Here is a 16,827-nt window from a genome sequence, read left to right as displayed (position 1 = left end):
CCGACACGACGCGCCAAAGTCTCTCCCCCCTGACTGCCCCGGCGCGTCGCCGCTACGCCCCCGTCCTCCCCGGCGGGGGCGTTTGCCGTTCAGGGGAGTCAGAACAGATCGCCCTGTTGAGGCGGCGGGGTCTTTGAGCCCTTCCGCGGGCGCGGCGCGGTCCCGTCGGTCACCGCGTCAAGCGTCTTCTTGCCCGCGAATTCAAGAATCACACGCCCCGCGGCCTTGGCCCCTGCATGATCGAGTATCGCGCCCACATCATCGCGGACCAGCACAAAGCCCCGGTCCAATGTCCGCTCATGACTGAGTGATTGCAGAATGCGGTCCAGCGCGGCAACGCGGTTGCGCGCGGTCAGGTGTCGGTCGGTCGCGGATCGAAGCATCCGGTCGAAACTACGATCCAGATCGGTCCGGTTGCGCGATGCTACACGCACTATCGGCTCCACCCGCAGACGCGCAGCGGAGCGGGTCAGGTCCCGGTTCCGCTCCACCATTTTCTTCTGCAACGCAGGCGTCAGGCGGCCAGTTGCCTGATCCAGACGCCGTCGTTGGTCCGCCAGCCGGTTGGACAGGGCTGTTGGTGTGACGCGACCCTCTAGTCGCGAAAGCTGAACCCGAGCCTGCGCAGTCCGTGCGCGGAGGGCGGCGGGCAAACGGTCGGCGGCTAGGTCCAATCGCTGGCGCGGTCCGGCCAGAACGGCATCCGCGCGCGGCAATCCGCGCGACAGGTCGGCCAAACGCTGACCCTTTCCGGCGACCAATGCTCTTGCCGCCCGTATCTGCCGCGCGCCAAGCTGCTCCACATGCGCCATCAGGTCCAGCCGCACGGGCACCGCTATTTCGGCGGCGGCAGTGGGTGTAGGCGCGCGCCGGTCGGATGCGTGATCGATAAGCGTAGTGTCCGTTTCGTGACCGACAGCGGAGATTAGGGGAATTTCGCTATCGGCGGCAGCACGCACGACGACTTCCTCGTTGAAGCCCCACAGATCCTCGATCGATCCACCGCCCCGCGCGACGATCAACAGGTCCGGGCGCGGCAGCGCTCCGCCCGGTGTCATCGCGTTGAACCCCCGGATCGCGTTGGCCACTTCGGGGGCGCAGGCTTTGCCTTGCACCGCGACCGGCCAGATCAGTACCTTAGAGGGGAAACGGTCGCGCAACCGATGCAGGATGTCGCGGATCACCGCGCCCTGCGGCGATGTGACGACACCGATCACCAGCGGCAGGAACGGCAGCGCCTTCTTGCGCGACGGCTCGAACAGCCCCTCCGCCGCCAGGGCCGCACGGCGCTTTTCGAGCATCGCCATCAGGGCACCGGCCCCGGCCACCTCCATCGCATCGACGTTCAGGTTGTATTTCGACTGCGCCCCGAAGCCGGAAAGCTTGCCGGTGACGATGACCTCCATACCTTCCTCGGGCGCGACGGAGAGCTGGGCGATCTGCCCCTTCCACGTCGTGCATGCCAAGACGTTCCGGTCGTCCTTGACGTCATAATACAGGTGTCCCGACCGGGCGCGGAAAATCCGTCCGATCTCGCCTTTGACGCGGATGCGGCCGAAACTGTCTTCCAGCGTGCGCTTCACCGCATTCGAGATTTCCGAAACCGTATATTCGGCTTCGTTCCGGCGCGGCTCTGCGGGGTCATCGATCAGATCATTCATAGGGCGGTTCTAGCGTTCCGGCCCACGGGCCACCAGTCACTTGCCGTAGCGGTCGGCACGACAGGTCCCGCAGTCGTGGATCCGATCGAAGTGGTCATGCGCCCACTCCACGCCGGACAAGAGCAGCCCTTCCGCCCGGTGTAGACGCGTCCGGCGATACCGTATTGGACAGCGGCATGCGCACCCGGCTTGTTCTCATCCGCGTGCGACCCTAAACCGCCCCTGCGGCAGAAATAGGAATGCACGATGAATATCCTGATCCTGGGCTCCGGCGGACGCGAACACGCATTGGCCTGGGCGGTGCAACAGAACCCGAAATGCGACCGGCTGATCGTGGCCCCGGGCAATGCGGGCATTGCCGATATCGCGGAATGTGCCGCGCTCGACATTCTGGACGGGGCTGCCGTGACCGCCTTCGTCGACGAGGAGAGCATCGACTTCGTCATCATCGGACCCGAAGCCCCCCTTGCGGCTGGCGTTTCGGATGCGTTGATCGCCAGCGGGATCAGCGTTTTCGGACCGTCCGCCGCAGCCGCGCGACTGGAGGCGTCCAAGGCATTCACCAAGGAAATATGCGACGCCGTTGGGGCCCCGACAGCCGACTACGGACGGTTCGACGACCATGAGGCGGCACGCGCCTATCTGGCCGAGCGCCCCCTGCCGATCGTTATCAAGGCCGATGGCCTGGCCGCCGGCAAGGGCGTTACCGTCGCCACCACGACTCCCGAGGCCGAGGGAGCGCTGACCGACATCTTCACCGGACTGCATGGCAAGGCGGAAGTCGTGATCGAGGATTTCCTGCGGGGCGAAGAAGCATCGTTCTTCTGCCTGGTTGATGGCGAGGACGTGCTGCCCATCGGCACGGCGCAGGATCACAAACGCGTCGGCGAGGGTGACACCGGGCCGAACACCGGCGGCATGGGGGCCTATTCCCCCGCGCCGGTGATGACAGCCGAGGTGGAGCGCCGCGCATTGGAACAGATCGTCCGCCCCACCATGACCGAAATGGCCCGGCGCGGCACACCCATGCGCGGCGTGCTGTTCGTTGGTCTGATGATCGAGGACGGCGTGCCGTCGCTGGTGGAATACAATGTCCGCTTTGGCGATCCGGAGTGCCAGTGCCTTATGATGCGCCTGGGCGGTCAGGTGCTGGACCTGATGCTGGCCTGCGCAGAAGGCCGGCTGCACGAGGCGGTGGTGCACTGGGCCAACGACCATGCGCTTTGCGTTGTTATGGCGGCCACGGGATATCCCGGTGCGTACGCCAAGGGCACCGGGATCGACGGGCTCGACGCCCTCCCCCGCGACAGCCGAAACATGGTGTTCCACGCCGGTACCGCCATGCGGGACGGGCATCTGGTCGCCAATGGTGGGCGCGTGTTGGGCGTGACCGCGCGGGGCGATGACCTGGGCGAGGCGCGCGAACGGGCCTATGCAATGGTCGATGCGATCATTTGGAACGACGGGTTCTGCCGCCGCGACATCGGCTGGCGCGCATTGGACGCATGACTTGGCAGCGCCCCGCCCTGATCGGCGCGCGCGTCCTGATCGGCCTGCTGTTCGCAGCGGGCGCGGTACAGAAGGCGCTCGACCCGGATCCGGCGGCGGCGCTATTGCAGGGGTTCGGCCTGCCCGGATTTCTGATCTGGCCAGCACTCCTTTATAATGCTGGTGCCGCGCTGGCGCTGTTCGCAGGCTGGCGCGTCGCCCCGGTGGCCCTGTCACTGGCCGCCTATTGCGCGGTGACCAGCATCTTCCACCTGATTCCAGACGACCCTTGGCAAATGTCGATCTTCGTCAAGAACTGGGCCATCGCAGGTGGGTGCCTGGCTTTGGCCGTTGCGGCGAATGCCGCCTTTAAATCAGGCTCCTGAAACAGTTTCACCCGAATTCTCACGCCTGCGTGAATCCTCAATCACATCCTGTGAGGGCCGTGCGGAAGCTGGCCCAATATGTGCATATACGCACTCATATGTCAAAATAATCACGCTTTCGTTCATTGAGGACAGGTATATTTAGGTCCATATCAACTCCACAGCCGGGACGCAGAGAGCGCCCCACGCAATCATGAAGGCCCGCCGCAACGACTTGGGCCGCACACCAAAGGACCAACAAAATGACCTTCACCATCAAGAACATCGCCGCTACCGCCCTGATCGCCCTTGGCGCTGCCGTGCCTGCCACCGCCGATGTCGCCGCCGGTTCCGCCGCAGCCATCTCGCACTTCAATCAAAGCGCAGACAGCGTGAACGGCACTAACGTTCTCAAGCAGGACGCCGGCGTATCGGTCTCCACTCGCTCGGGTCAAAACTTGGAAGCTTACAGCATCTTCAACGCCGACGCCGACACCCAAGACGGTATCCGCGGCCTGAACGGTGCAACGCTCTACAGCGGCACGCCCTCGAACGGTGCAGCAATCTTCGCGGCCATCAACGCGGCCAGCGCCCAAGACGAGTGATCGTCTGACGTGACAGCCTTGACGCGCCCCGAATGGGACGCGTCATCGCACATGACTCTGACCCTTTTGGCCCCCGATTTCGGTTCAAACCGGTCTGGGGCCGTCTTTTTTACGTTACGCCGCGATACGCCCCAAAATACGCGCCCAACTGCGCACGCCCTTGTGGAAATTCTCGACGTCGTACTTCTCATTCGGTGAATGGATTGCGTCGTCGTCTTTGGCAAATCCGGTCAGCACGCACTCCATGCCCAGAATGCTCTGAAAATATCCCGCGATCGGGATCGACCCGCCCCCACCCACATATGCCGCTTCGGTTCCCCACTCTTCGGTAAGGGCCAACTGAGTTGCGGAGAAGATCGGATTGCTTATCTGCATTGCCGAGGCCGGGGCCGCCCCGTGATCCTGGAACGAGACGTGGCAATCGGGAGGCAGCTGTCCGATGACCCAATCGCGGAACGCGGTGCGCAGGCGCTGCGGATCCTGCCCTCCCACCAAACGGAAACTTACTTTCGCGGTGGCCTTTGAGGGCAGAACCGTCTTGAAACCGTCGCCGGTGTAACCCGAACTCAGACCGTTGATTTCCGCTGTGGGCCGCGACCAAAGCATTTCCAACCCGCTGCGGCCGACTTCGCCTGCAGGGTGGGACAATCCGACTTCGCCCAAAAAGGCTTCGGTCGAGAAGTTCAGTTGTTTCCAACCTTCCTTGACCTGCGACGGAGGCTCCCCCACCCCGTCATAGAACCCGGGCACGGTCACGCGCCCCTGTTCGTCGTGCAACCGGCCGAGGATGCGGGTCAAGACGCGGGCCGGGTTGATCGCGGGGCCGCCATAGATGCCCGAATGCAGGTCACGATCAGGGCCCTTGATCGTCAATTCCTCGCCCAGCAGGCCGCGCAACGTTGTTATGATCGCGGGGACCCTGTCGTCGTACAAACCGCTGTCACAGATCAGCGCGATTTCGGCGGTCAGTTCTTCCTTGTTGGTTTCAAGAAAGGGAACCAGCGAAGGAGAGCCGCATTCCTCCTCCCCCTCGAACAGGATGGTGACGCGGCAGGGCAGATCACCCGTCTCCGCCTTCCAGTGCCGGCACGCCTCCACGAAGGTCATAAGTTGCCCCTTGTCGTCCGATGCGCCCCGCGCCCGGATCACAGGGCCGCGCGGCGTCTGGTCGATTCTGGGGTCGAAGGGGTTGTGGTCCCACTGCGACAGCGGATCCACCGGTTGGACGTCGTAATGACCGTAGAACAGCACGTGCCGGTCCCCCTTGCCCCCATGGGCGACGACCATCGGGTGGCCGGACGTCGCCCGTTTGGACGCGTCGAAGCCTACATGCGACAGCTCGGCCACCAACCAGTCGGCGGCGGTATCGCAGTCGTCGGCATGGGCCGGATCGGTGGAAATCGAAGGGATGCGCAGCAATTCCATCAAGCGATCAAGGGCGCGTGACTGATCGGCGTCGATACGGTCGAGAATGGCGGGAGTGGGATCGCTCATTGGGGCCTCCGGAAGGATTTGTCACAGGGTGCGCCCGGACGCGGAGGGTGTCCAGCCGTGCGGATGCTTAGTACGAAACACGGCGCGGGGCATTGTAAGCTCTTATGTGGGCAACTACCCCTTCCACATACTTCCGGGCCGTCCACCCACTTCGAAATCCGGCATTCGTCAGGACGAATGGTACGCCAACCGCGCGACGCTGATCGTGGACAAGGAAGCACAGCCCCGAATGAAGTGGCACGTCTGGGCAAATCGGAGCTCGCGCTTTAGACAGATTGAAAGAATACGGAGTTTCCGATGTTGCGCGCCCTGTTTACCCTTCTTGCTCTGTCCCTTCCCGCGACCGCACAGACCGTTCCAGATCAGGCGACGGCAAAGCGTGAACTGTTCGACACACGCGGCGCACAGGTTGTGGCGACGGCGCATGATTTTCTGACGGAGGCCGACTTCGCGACCTTGCAGGCGCTCCCCAAGGTTGCGCAGCTGAAATACTACGGGGCCATGGCCGCGCACCCACCCTCTGGCCTGCAATCGGAGCGCACGCAGGGGGCATTCAACTTTCATTCTGTCGAGGCTGCCCGCGCGGCGGCGCTGCGCACCTGCGGCAGGGGGTGCGTCATCGTGGCTGACATAGTGCCGCGCGGGTATCGGCCCGGGCGGTCCCTCACCTTGAACCAGGATGCTTCGCGGGCGGTGGACGGACGTGATTTCCGCCGGGCGGGCCCGAACGCCACCCTCGCGATCAGTGAAGAGACCGGGGCCTGGGCACTGGGCGACGGCGGATCTGCCGCATTGGCCACGTGCGCCGCGCGCGGCGCACGTGATTGTGTTGTCGCTGTGAGCCGCTGACATTTGCGACAATCTGTATTCTGGATTTATCCCAGTTCGAGGACTAAGTCCCCCAGACAGCCGGGGTGGACTCATTTTTCACCGTCGTCCGGCGGCCTGAAGGAAAGAGATACGATGACGGATTACGCGGCCGGATTGGACAAGGCACTTCAGGCACTCCACGACGAAGGCCGCTACCGGACATTTATCGATATCGAACGCCGCCGGGGCCAGTTCCCGCACGCCGTATGGACCCGCGATGATGGCTCCGAGCAGGAGATAACTGTCTGGTGCGGCAACGACTACCTAGGTATGGGGCAGCATCCGCTCGTGCTGTCCGCGATGCACGAAGCGCTTGACGCCACCGGGGCCGGTTCGGGCGGAACGCGCAACATTTCTGGCACCACGGTGTACCACAAAGCCCTGGAGGCCGAACTGGCCGACCTGCACGCCAAGGAAGCCGCGCTGGTCTTCACCTCGGCGTACATCGCCAACGATGCCACTCTCAGCACCCTGCCCAAGCTGTTTCCGGGCCTGATAATCTATTCCGACGCCCTGAACCACGCTTCCATGATCGAGGGAGTGCGCCGCAACGGCGGGGCCAAGCGCGTTTTCCGCCACAACGACGTGGCCCACCTGCGCGAACTGCTGGCCGCCGATGACCCAGATGCGCCGAAGGTCATTGCCTTCGAGTCGATCTACTCAATGGATGGTGATTTCGGGCCGATCGCGGAAATCTGCGACCTGGCCGACGAATTCGGCGCACTAACCTATATCGACGAAGTGCATGCTGTCGGCATGTACGGCCCCCGTGGGGCCGGCGTGGCCGAGCGGGATGGGCTGATGCACCGGATTGACATCATCAATGGTACCCTGGCCAAGGCCTATGGGGTGATGGGCGGCTATATCGCGGCCTCGGCCAAGATGTGCGACGCGGTCCGCTCCTACGCGCCGGGGTTCATCTTCACGACGTCGCTGACGCCGTCGATCGCCGCGGGGGCTGCCGCCTCCGTGCGCCACCTCAAGACCGACCAGGCCCTGCGCGACCTGCATCAGGATCGCGCCGCGGTTCTGAAACTGCGCCTGCGCGGCCTTGGCCTGCCCATCATCGATCATGGCAGCCACATCGTACCCGTCCACGTGGGCGACCCGGTGAAGTGCAAGATGATCTCGGATCGGCTGCTATCGGACCACGGCGTATATTGCCAACCGATCAACTTTCCGACGGTCCCGCGCGGGACGGAACGGCTGCGATTTACCCCCTCGCCCGTTCACACACCGCCCATGATCGATGCACTTGTGCATGCCATGGATGACCTTTGGTCGCATTGTGCGCTGAATCGCGCCCAGGCCGCCGGTTAAGCATTCTCTCGCATTGTGACTGATTTACTGCTACGCTAAGGCAAGCAGTAGGAAAGCGAGGGGAGTCGCTCTCCAAAATCGCAGTCGGAAACGCGCACAAGAATGAGGCGCGTCCACAATTACGGGGCAGGCCCATCATGTTTGGCCGGAAGTCTAAATTTCTATCGCAAGTCGAGCATCCGGCGCGGGGCTACGACAGTTACGAAATGCATTTGGGCGACGAAATGCGGGGCGAACGCGCCACGCAGGGCAAATCGCTCATGGATGTGCAGCGAGAATTGCGCATTAAGGCCAGTTACATCGCAGCGATCGAAAACGCCGATCTTTCAGCCTTTGACTCCCTTTCATTCGTGGCCGGATACGTGCGCAGTTACGCTCGTTACCTCGACATGGACCCCGAGATCGTCTTTGCTCGCTTCTGCGAAGAGTCCGGGTTCGGCGGTTTCCAGGCGCTCAAGCCGATGGAATCCGAAGTTTCGCGTCGCCAGGCGATGTTCGACAAACCGGTATCGAAATCGAACTCCAAAAGCCTCGGCGGCAAGAAGGCCGCAAAGGCCAACATTCCGGTCGATCCCATCCTTGGCGCGGGCAACCCATTTGCCAACAAGGCAACCCCTGTGTTCGCCGGGTTCGAGCCGGGTGCCCTCGGGTCCCTAGCCGTTCTCGCCGCGCTGATCGCAGGTCTGGGCTACGGCGGCTGGACCGTCGTGCAGGAAATTCAGCGGGTGCAGATCGCACCCGTCGAGCAAGCCCCCGAGCTGGTGGCCGAACTCGATCCGCTGACCCCCACTGAACAGCAAATGTCGGCTCCTGACGATACCGGCATATCCGCACCTTCGCAGGATGCGCTGGCCCGGTTGTACCGACCGCAGGCGCTGGATGCGCCTATCTTGACGGCTCGCGATGCTCCGATCTCCACCCTCACGCCCGGCAGCTTCGGGGCACTCGCTTCGGCGGAGCCGTCGGGCCTGCCCGGTCCGGACGCGACGCCGGGTGCGATCACCGCCTCGGTCAGCAATGCGCTTGCTGAGGCCATGGGCACTGACGTACTTGACGACGAGATCGCCGCCGCGACCCTGGAAACGCCACGTGTTCTGGCTGCGGCACCCGACGCCGTTGTACTCGTAGCCGTACGTTCCGCTTGGGTCCGCGTGCGGAATGCCGAAGGCGACACGCTCTTCGAAAAGGTTCTGGAGCCGGGCGAGACTTACGAAGTGCCCGTCGCCGAGGCACCTGCGACCCTGCGCACCGGCAATTCGGGCGCGATCTACATGTCCGTAGCCGGACAGACTTATGGCCCCGTGGCCCCCGGCCCACAGGTTGCCAATACGACGATCACGGCCAGTGATGTCGTCGAGAACTTTACGGTCGCAAACCTAGAGGAAGATACCGACCTTGCCCGTGTCGTGGCCGAAATGTCGCTGCCCGCGACAGATACGCCACCGCCGGTCGAGTGACGTCTTTCGGGGGGCGTCCGGTTGCGCCTCCTGCCCCCCGCCATTAGCTGTTGGACAAACCGGTAATCCGAGGTCCGCGCGATGCACGACTCCCTCCATTCCATCCGTCCCTGGCGTCAGATCGACCGCCGCAAATCCCGCCAGATCATGGTTGGAAACGTGCCCGTCGGCGGGGAGTCGCCGATCACTGTCCAGACGATGACGAATACCCTGACCACCGACGTGGCCGGGACTATCGCGCAAGTGCAGGCCGCCGCAGACGCCGGAGCCGATATCGTCCGCGTCTCGGTCCCGGACGAGGCATCTTCCAAGGCGCTGAAACAGATTGTCGCGGAAAGCCCGGTACCGATCGTCGCCGACATCCACTTCCACTACAAACGCGGGATCGAGGCCGCCGAGGCCGGGGCCGCCTGCCTGCGGATCAACCCGGGCAACATCGGCTCCGCAGAGCGCGTGCGCGACGTGATCCAAGCTGCGCGCGACCACGACTGTTCCATACGGATCGGCGTGAACGCTGGCTCCCTCGAAAAGCACCTTCTTGATAAATACGGGGAGCCCTGCCCCCAAGCGATGATCGAAAGCGGCATCGACCACATCCGCATCCTGCAAGACAACGATTTCCACGAGTTCAAGATCAGCTGCAAGGCATCCGACGTTTTCATGGCCGCCGCCGCCTATCAAGGCCTCGCCGACGCGACCGACGCGCCGATCCATCTTGGCATCACCGAGGCGGGCGGGCTAACGTCGGGCACGATCAAATCGGCCATCGGCCTTGGCAACCTCTTGTGGATGGGGATCGGCGACACGATCCGCGTCAGCCTTTCCGCCGATCCGGTCGAAGAGGTGAAAGTCGGCTACGAAATTCTAAAATCGCTCGGATTGCGCCATCGCGGCGTGAACATAATCAGTTGCCCCAGTTGCGCGCGACAAGGCTTCGACGTGATCAAGACAGTCGAAAAACTGGAATCCCGTCTGGAACATATCAAGACACCCATGTCGCTCAGCATTATTGGCTGCGTCGTGAACGGCCCGGGTGAGGCGCTGATGACGGACGTCGGGTTTACGGGCGGCGGCAACGGCTCGGGCATGGTCTACTTGGCGGGCAAGCAGAGCCATAAGTTGTCCAACGACCAGATGGTCGAGCATATCGTCGAACAGGTCGAACGACGCGCCGCCCAAATCGAAGCCGAGGACGCCGCAAACGAGGCAGCAAAGTCCGCAGCGGCGGAATAGCCGGGTCGACAGGCGCGGCCCGCCGACCTATCCAAAGATATGCCCCGCGACACCGATCCGACCCCAAGATATGCCGAGTTCTTCGCGGGCGGCGGCATGGTGCGCGCGGCGCTTGACGACAGTTGGGACTGCGCGTTCGCCAACGACATCGATGCGATGAAATGCACGGTCTACGGCGAGAACTGGGGCACCGACGGCCTGATTTTCGGCGATGTCGCAAATCTGGACGGGTCTATCTTGCGCCAACCCATTGATCTCTACTGGGCCTCCTCCCCCTGCCAGGACTTCAGCCTTGCGGGCAACGGCAACGGCCTCGGGGGCCTTCGCAGCGGCGTGTTTCTGACTTGGGTGCAAAAGATTCAAAGCGCCATCAGTCAGGGCCACGCCCCGGCATTGATCGCCTTCGAGAACGTCATGGGGCTGGTCACACGCAACGGCGGTCGCGATTTCACTGCGGTCATCACCGCGCTGGCCGAACTGGGATATCACGTCGGCGGCCTGGAAATCGATGCGCGGGATTTCGTGCCGCAAAGCCGCCCACGGCTCTTCGTCGTCTGTGTTCGGGCCGATCTGGACGTGGACGATTTGTCGGCTTCGGGTCCGGCCGGTCCCTATCACACGCGTCGCATCACCGAATTTGTTTCGCGCGCGCCCGTCAATATCCGCAAGCTTTGGCGTTGGTGGCGCCATGACGCCCCCGCTATGCCGCCACAGGGTATTGCCGCCATAATCGACACCTGCCCCGATACGCCATGGTTTGACGCGCAAACCCGGCGCAACCTGACAGCGATGATGTCCCCTCCAAGTCTCTCGCGCCTGCAAGTGGCCAAGGCCTCGGGCGGGATGCAGATCGGCACACTCTACCGCCGTGGCCGGCCGGGCCCCGATGGCGTGGTGCGCCAACGCGCCGAAGTCCGATTCGACGGGGTCGCAGGATGCCTGCGAACGCCCGCCGGTGGGTCGTCCAGGCAGACGCTGCTGCTGGTTGAAGGGGGCAAGCTGCGTGCGCGTCTGCTCTCCACGCGGGAGGCCGCGCGCCTGATGGGACTGCCCGACAGTTATCACATGCCCGGAAACTACAACGCCGCTTACAAGGTCGCGGGCGACGGCGTGGTCGTCCCGGTCGTGCAGTATCTGGACCGGACGCTGTTCCGCCGCGTGCTGGCGCGCCAGCACGCGCGGGCCGCACTATGAGCGGGGATCAGGGGTTTCGCCGTAAGGCGGTCGCTGAACTGACTGATGCGAAAGGGGTTTATGCGCTCTGTGATCTGGACGGGCAGCCGATTTACGTCGGCCAATCCGTCGACGGCATTCGCAGCCGCGTTCGGCGGCACCTGACCTCCGCCCGTTCCGACGTGATCGCCAACCGGCAGATCGACGTCTGGGAAGTTGCCTTCGTACACGCCTGGGAGGTGGAGGACCGCGATGCGATTGCCAACATGGAACGTCGCGTCTTTGCGCATTTTGACGCTATCCTGCCCTTGATGAACGGGGCCGCGCTGGCCGACGGAGCAGATCATCTGCCCCCGCCGGACCCGAACCAGACCATACAGGTCATCCCCGAGGACGAGCGGCAGGACCGTCTGACCCCGGACCGTCGCCTTGCGCGGCAGATCAATCAGTACGAACTTCTAGTGGACTATATCCTGACGGTTAAGAACGCCCCGCACCTGAAAAAGTCTCTGGATGCGCATTTCTCCCGCCTGGTTCGCTACCACCAGATGTTCCTCACCTAGACCGGGCGCAGGATCGCAACGGCAAAGCGAGTCTCCGGGTCGGTCAGGGTTTCGGCAACGCTCCACCCCGCACGCGCCGCCATGTCGGCTAGGGTTTCCGCAGTATACTTGCGGCAGCTTTCCGTATGGATACTCTCTCCCTCGGCAAACGTAATCCGGGCATCCCCGAGGTCGACCGTCTGCGCCCGCGTGGAGACGAGGTGCATTTCGATCCGGGCCGGATTTTCCAGCCAGCGGGCCTCATGCCGAAACGCAGACAGGTCGAAATCAGCATGAGTTTCGTCATTCAACCGGTTGAGAACGTTGATATTGAACGCCGCCGTAACCCCCGCGGCATCGTCGTAGGCAGCGATCAGATCGGAAACCGGTTTTACGAGGTCAGCCCCCAGAATGAAGCCTTCCACCCCTGGCCAAGCCCGCGCGCGGGTCAGCAGGGCGACGGCTTGCGAGGGATCAAGATTGCCAATGGTCGAGCCGGGGAAAAACCCGACCTTCGGGGTTTCACCAACGACCTTGGGCAACATGATCGGCCCGGTGAAATCGGCGACGACCGGATGGACCGCCAGATCGGGATACCGGACGCGCAAATCCTCCGCCGTCGCCAGCAGAAAATCCTCCGAGATGTCGATGGGGACATAGGCCCCGAAATGCTCGCCCGCTGACAGCAGCGTTCGCGTCTTGACCGAAGCCCCCGAGCCCAGTTCGACCAACGCCCCTGCGGGCGGGACCAAATCGGCCAGCCTGTCGGCGTTGGCGCGCAGGATCGCGGCTTCTGTCCGGGTCGGGTAGTATTCGGGCAACTCGGTGATCCGCTCGAACAGCTCCGACCCGCGCCGGTCATAGAACCATTTGGGTGAAAGGATTTTCTGCGGTGCCCGCAGCCCGGCCAGCGCATCGGTCAAAAGCTCGGAATTCTCGGCCACGTCCTTCATGCGATATCCTTTGCCAATCGCAGACCCATCATCTGCCAGCGCTGATGCGGATAGAAGAAAGTGCGATAGGTGGTCCGCATCTGCTCGCGCGGCGTGGCGCAGGAACCGCCACGCAGGACCATCTGGTTGACCATGAATTTGCCGTTGTATTCCCCAAGCGCACCTTCGGGCGGGCGAAATCCGGGGTATGGCGTGAACGGTGAGGACGTCCATTCCCAGACGTCGCCCCAGACGCCCGAACCGGGCATCGGGCGGAGCTGTTCATTGTCCAGGAAATTTCCCTCGATCGGATGATCACGGAAGGCGAACTCGTGCTCCACTTCCGTCGGCAAGCGCGCGCCACCCTTCATCCACGACCCGGCCCAACGGGCATACGCATCCGCCTCGTAGTAGCTGACGTGCACAACCGGCGCGTCCAAAGCGACCGGCTGCGGGCCGCGTAGGGTGAAGGTCCACCAGACCCCATCCTGCTCCCACCAGTAAAGCGGATGCTCCCATCCCTCGCGCGCAGCAACCGCATGACCCTCCATGAACCAGTGGCGCGCATCGTCGTAGCCACCGTCCTCCATGAAGGCGATCCAATCGCGGTTGGTTACGGGCCGGTCGGCGATCTCGAACGGGTGGGCAAAAATCTGGTGACGCGGCCCCTCACAGTCATAGGCGAAGCCCACGCCATCGTGGCCGACCTGCGTCAGCCCGCCATCGTGCCGCGTGAACGTTAGCGGCACTTCGGACGTCACCGGCAGGGGCTCGGGGTCGCGATAAGTGGGCAACAACGGGTTGAAGGACAGCCCGTGCAGCAAATCTGTCACCAGAAGCTCCTGATGCTGCATCTCGTGATGACAACCCAGTTCAACCAGCCCGGCAATTGCCCCGTCATCGGTGGCCGACAGCAATTCCTCCATCGCGGCGTCGACATGGGCGCGGTAGCCCGCCACCTCGGCGCAATCGGGACGGCTGACCATTCCCCGTCTGTCGCGCGCATGCCGCGGGCCGGCCTGCGTGTAATAACTGTTGAAGAGGAAGGCGAAGCGGTCGTCCGGGCTGACGTAGCCGGACACGTGAGGCTTCAGAATGAACTCCTCGAAGAACCACGTCGTATGCGCTAGATGCCACTTGACCGGAGATGCATCTTCCATGCTTTGCAGCATCTGATCCTCGGGCCGGAGTGGTGCGACCAGCCGGCCCGTTCGCTCCCGCGTGCGGCCAAAAAGTTCAAGCGCATCATTCGAATCAAGGGCGGCCGGGACGGAATAGATCATGGAAAGGCTTTCGGTGTATCGCTCTACACCAAATGCCTAACCCAGTCTTTTCCGCCCGCCACTTAAAGGTTTTGTGATCAATGGGGCCTTCCACTCATTTTTCCGGCAACAACCCCTTGGGCGAAAAGCGCAGAACCAGCAGCAGGATGAGGCCCATCGTCAGAAGACGCATGTGCGCGACCGAGTCGAGGAGGTGACCCTTGAGCCAGGTACCGTCGGCCATGCCCGCCGTGATCGCCTGCATCAACAGCGCGCCCATCGGCTCCACCTGAACCCAGAGCCACCAGATCAGGAACCCGCCGAGGACCGATCCCCAGTTGTTGCCCGAGCCGCCCACGATCACCATCACCCAGATCAGGAAGGTATAGCGCAGCGGCTGATAGGTCCCCGGCGTCAGCTGACCATCAAGCGTGGTCATCATCGCCCCCGCAAGCCCCACGACAGCGGATCCGAGGACAAATATCTGCAAATGTCGCGCAGTGACATCCTTGCCCATCGCTTCCGCCGCAACTTCGTTATCGCGGATCGCACGCATCATGCGGCCCCAAGGCGAGGCAAGCGCCATCTGGGTCAACCAGATCAACCCCAGCAGGATCACCCCGAAGAGACCGGCGTAGGCCAATTTCACGAAAACCGTCGAAGCACTCACCGGATCGGCCCCAAATCTGGTCGCCAGATCTGTGAACCAAGGCGCAGTCTGAAGGTCGACTTCGTAGGGAACAGGGCGCGGCAGGCCGATAACGTTCTTCACGCCGCGGGCCATCCAGTCCTCGTTCTTCATCACTGCGATCACGATCTCGGCAATGCCCAGCGTTGCAATGGCAAGGTAGTCGGACCGCAGGCCCAAGGCCGTCTTTCCGATGATCCAAGCGACGCCCGCCGCAAGCAGCCCCCCGATGGGCCATGCCATCAGAACCGGCAGGCCAAGGCCCCCGATATTGCCCGCACTGGCGGGGTTCACGGCTTCAACCGCCTCGACCCCCGGATCTAGGACGGCGCGGAAGATGAAGAAACCGGCCAACAGGATAGCCACGGTGACCCAGCCCCTGAATTTCTTCAGGCGCGTATAGGCCAGGATCGACGCGACAACGGTCGCCGCCCCGAACACCAGTCCGATAATGATGCGCAGACCACCGGCCGAGGCCGCCTCGACGTTCGGCGGCATCGAAACAAGAACGGCACCCAGACCGCCAAGCGCCACGAAGCCCATGATGCCGACGTTGAACAGGCCAGCGTAGCCCCACTGCATGTTCACACCCAAGGCCATGATCGCAGAGATCAGGCCCATGTTGAAAATCGTCAACGCCACGTTCCACGATTGGAAGAACCCAGTGCCCAGAAACAGAAGACCGACAAAGCCGAACAGAAGGACGGCGCGTGTTTTTTGATCGCTCATACCGATTTCCCCTTGAACAGGCCCGTGGGCTTGAACAGCAGCACGATGATCAGGATCACGAAGCTGACTGCGAATTTGTAGTCGGTCGACAGAAGCTGCACGAGGCCGTCCGGCTCAAGGCTTTCCGGCATCAGGTACCCCAGGACTTTCTTGAGTGGATAGGTGATCGTCACCTCGGCAAAGGCGATGACAAAGCCGCCCGCGATGGCCCCGACCGGGCTGCCCAGGCCCCCAACAATGGCCGCCGCGAAGATAGGCAGCAGCAACTGGAAGTAGGTGAACGGCTTGAACGACTTGTCCAGACCGTAAAGCGTACCCGCGATCGTCGCCAATGTGGCCACCATCAACCAAGTGTAGATCACGACCCTTTCGGGGTTGATGCCCGAGAGCAGCGCTAGATCCTCGTTGTCGGAATAGGCCCGCATCGACTTGCCCGTACGCGTCTTGTTGAGAAACCAGAACAGGACAGCGACCACGATGACCGCGACGACAACGGTGATCACCTGCGTCGTCTTAAGGGCAAGCCCTTCGTCAAGGCCGCTCATCGTCTTGAAATCACGCGCCGTGATCAGGAATCGTTCTCCGTCGGAAAACAGCTGATCGTCGGGGCCGATAATGAATCGGACGAGGCCGTTCATCACGAACATCACGCCCAGCGACGCGATAACGAACGTCACAGGCACGGCCTTTTTCGCGCGGTAGAACTTGTAGACCAGCTTGTCCGTGCCCAGCAGCAGCAGCGCACAGGCCGCGATGCCGACCGGCAGGGCCAGTAGCGCCGTAGGTAGCGGCCCAAAGCTGATCCCCGCGGCCTGAAGGCCCCAGGTCGTCAAGATCACGGCCATCGTGCCGAAGGCCATGGTGTCGCCGTGGGCAAAGTTGGAAAAGCGCAGGATGCCATAGATCAGCGTCACGCCAAGCGCCCCGAGCGCAAGCTGCGCGCCGTACGCGGTGGCGGGGACGAGAACGAAGTTGGCGAAGGCCACGAGGGCGTTGAGAGGTTCCATG

At 62.9% G+C, this 16,827-nt stretch carries 15 protein-coding genes; 9 read left to right on the top strand and 6 right to left on the bottom strand.

Annotated elements, in window-relative coordinates; all coding sequences use genetic code 11:
- Positions 1 to 98 precede the first annotated feature (98 nt).
- Positions 99 to 1,661: an exodeoxyribonuclease VII large subunit gene (xseA, locus tag BLV27_RS13185; protein WP_092646733.1), complete on the bottom strand. Its 1,563-nt coding sequence runs from the start codon at positions 1,659 to 1,661 to the stop codon at positions 99 to 101.
- Between the two features lie 246 nt (positions 1,662 to 1,907).
- On the opposite strand from xseA, the gene purD reads away from it, so the two are divergent.
- The 3 genes from purD (at position 1,908) to BLV27_RS13170 (ending at position 4,119) form a co-directional block, all read left to right on the top strand.
- A complete protein-coding gene (gene purD, locus BLV27_RS13180; protein WP_092646731.1) occupies positions 1,908 to 3,170 on the top strand; it encodes a phosphoribosylamine--glycine ligase in 1,263 nt (420 codons plus the stop codon).
- The gene (locus tag BLV27_RS13175) at positions 3,167 to 3,535 is read left to right on the top strand and encodes a DoxX family membrane protein (RefSeq protein WP_092646729.1); all 369 of its coding nucleotides are present in this window, start codon (positions 3,167 to 3,169) and stop codon (positions 3,533 to 3,535) included. Before purD ends, BLV27_RS13175 begins: the two co-directional genes overlap by 4 nt.
- Positions 3,536 to 3,777: 242 nt before the next feature.
- Entirely contained in the window at positions 3,778 to 4,119 is a 342-nt protein-coding gene (locus BLV27_RS13170; RefSeq protein WP_092646727.1) for a hypothetical protein, read from the top strand.
- 114 nt (positions 4,120 to 4,233) lie between these two features.
- Here BLV27_RS13170 and BLV27_RS13165 read toward each other — a convergent pair whose 3' ends face one another.
- Positions 4,234 to 5,613 carry a M20/M25/M40 family metallo-hydrolase gene (locus BLV27_RS13165; protein WP_092646725.1) on the bottom strand — a complete coding sequence of 460 codons (1,380 nt, stop codon included), beginning with the start codon at positions 5,611 to 5,613 and terminating at the stop codon, positions 4,234 to 4,236.
- 297 nt (positions 5,614 to 5,910) lie between these two features.
- On the opposite strand from BLV27_RS13165, the gene BLV27_RS13160 reads away from it, so the two are divergent.
- The 6 genes from BLV27_RS13160 to BLV27_RS13135 all read left to right on the top strand — a co-directional run bounded on the left by BLV27_RS13160 (position 5,911) and on the right by BLV27_RS13135 (position 12,229).
- Complete coding sequence (locus BLV27_RS13160) at positions 5,911 to 6,462, top strand: hypothetical protein (protein WP_092646723.1); 552 nt, start codon at positions 5,911 to 5,913, stop codon at positions 6,460 to 6,462.
- A gap of 114 nt (positions 6,463 to 6,576) precedes the next feature.
- On the top strand, positions 6,577 to 7,803 hold the full coding sequence (gene hemA, locus BLV27_RS13155) for a 5-aminolevulinate synthase (protein WP_092646721.1): 1,227 nt from the start codon (positions 6,577 to 6,579) through the stop codon (positions 7,801 to 7,803).
- Positions 7,804 to 7,940: 137 nt separating this feature from the next.
- A complete protein-coding gene (locus tag BLV27_RS13150) occupies positions 7,941 to 9,260 on the top strand; it encodes a helix-turn-helix domain-containing protein (RefSeq protein ID WP_092646719.1) in 1,320 nt (439 codons plus the stop codon).
- A gap of 81 nt (positions 9,261 to 9,341) precedes the next feature.
- Positions 9,342 to 10,493 carry a flavodoxin-dependent (E)-4-hydroxy-3-methylbut-2-enyl-diphosphate synthase gene (gene ispG, locus BLV27_RS13145; protein ID WP_092646717.1) on the top strand — a complete coding sequence of 384 codons (1,152 nt, stop codon included), beginning with the start codon at positions 9,342 to 9,344 and terminating at the stop codon, positions 10,491 to 10,493.
- 39 nt (positions 10,494 to 10,532) lie between these two features.
- Entirely contained in the window at positions 10,533 to 11,687 is a 1,155-nt protein-coding gene (locus BLV27_RS13140) for a DNA cytosine methyltransferase (protein ID WP_092646715.1), read from the top strand.
- Positions 11,684 to 12,229: a GIY-YIG nuclease family protein gene (locus BLV27_RS13135; RefSeq protein ID WP_092646713.1), complete on the top strand. Its 546-nt coding sequence runs from the start codon at positions 11,684 to 11,686 to the stop codon at positions 12,227 to 12,229. Before BLV27_RS13140 ends, BLV27_RS13135 begins: the two co-directional genes overlap by 4 nt.
- On the opposite strand, the gene egtD is transcribed toward BLV27_RS13135, so the two are convergent.
- The 4 genes from egtD to BLV27_RS13115 form a co-directional block, all read right to left on the bottom strand.
- Positions 12,226 to 13,161, bottom strand: a complete 936-nt coding sequence (gene egtD, locus BLV27_RS13130; RefSeq protein WP_092646711.1) for an L-histidine N(alpha)-methyltransferase — start codon at positions 13,159 to 13,161, stop codon at positions 12,226 to 12,228. The two genes, BLV27_RS13135 and egtD, sit on opposite strands and share 4 nt — an antisense overlap.
- Positions 13,158 to 14,423 carry an ergothioneine biosynthesis protein EgtB gene (gene egtB / locus BLV27_RS13125; protein WP_092646709.1) on the bottom strand — a complete coding sequence of 422 codons (1,266 nt, stop codon included), beginning with the start codon at positions 14,421 to 14,423 and terminating at the stop codon, positions 13,158 to 13,160. Before egtB ends, egtD begins: the two co-directional genes overlap by 4 nt.
- 94 nt (positions 14,424 to 14,517) lie before the next feature.
- On the bottom strand, positions 14,518 to 15,819 hold the full coding sequence (locus BLV27_RS13120; protein WP_092646707.1) for a branched-chain amino acid ABC transporter permease: 1,302 nt from the start codon (positions 15,817 to 15,819) through the stop codon (positions 14,518 to 14,520).
- Positions 15,816 to 16,826 carry a branched-chain amino acid ABC transporter permease gene (locus tag BLV27_RS13115; protein WP_092646705.1) on the bottom strand — a complete coding sequence of 337 codons (1,011 nt, stop codon included), beginning with the start codon at positions 16,824 to 16,826 and terminating at the stop codon, positions 15,816 to 15,818. Before BLV27_RS13115 ends, BLV27_RS13120 begins: the two co-directional genes overlap by 4 nt.
- Position 16,827 lies beyond the last annotated feature (1 nt).

Origin of the sequence: Jannaschia faecimaris (genome assembly GCF_900107415.1) — a bacterium.
Lineage (GTDB): Bacteria > Pseudomonadota > Alphaproteobacteria > Rhodobacterales > Rhodobacteraceae > Jannaschia > Jannaschia faecimaris.
Note: the sequence above shows the minus strand (reverse complement) of the source record. Positions and strands in the feature narration are given on the sequence as shown.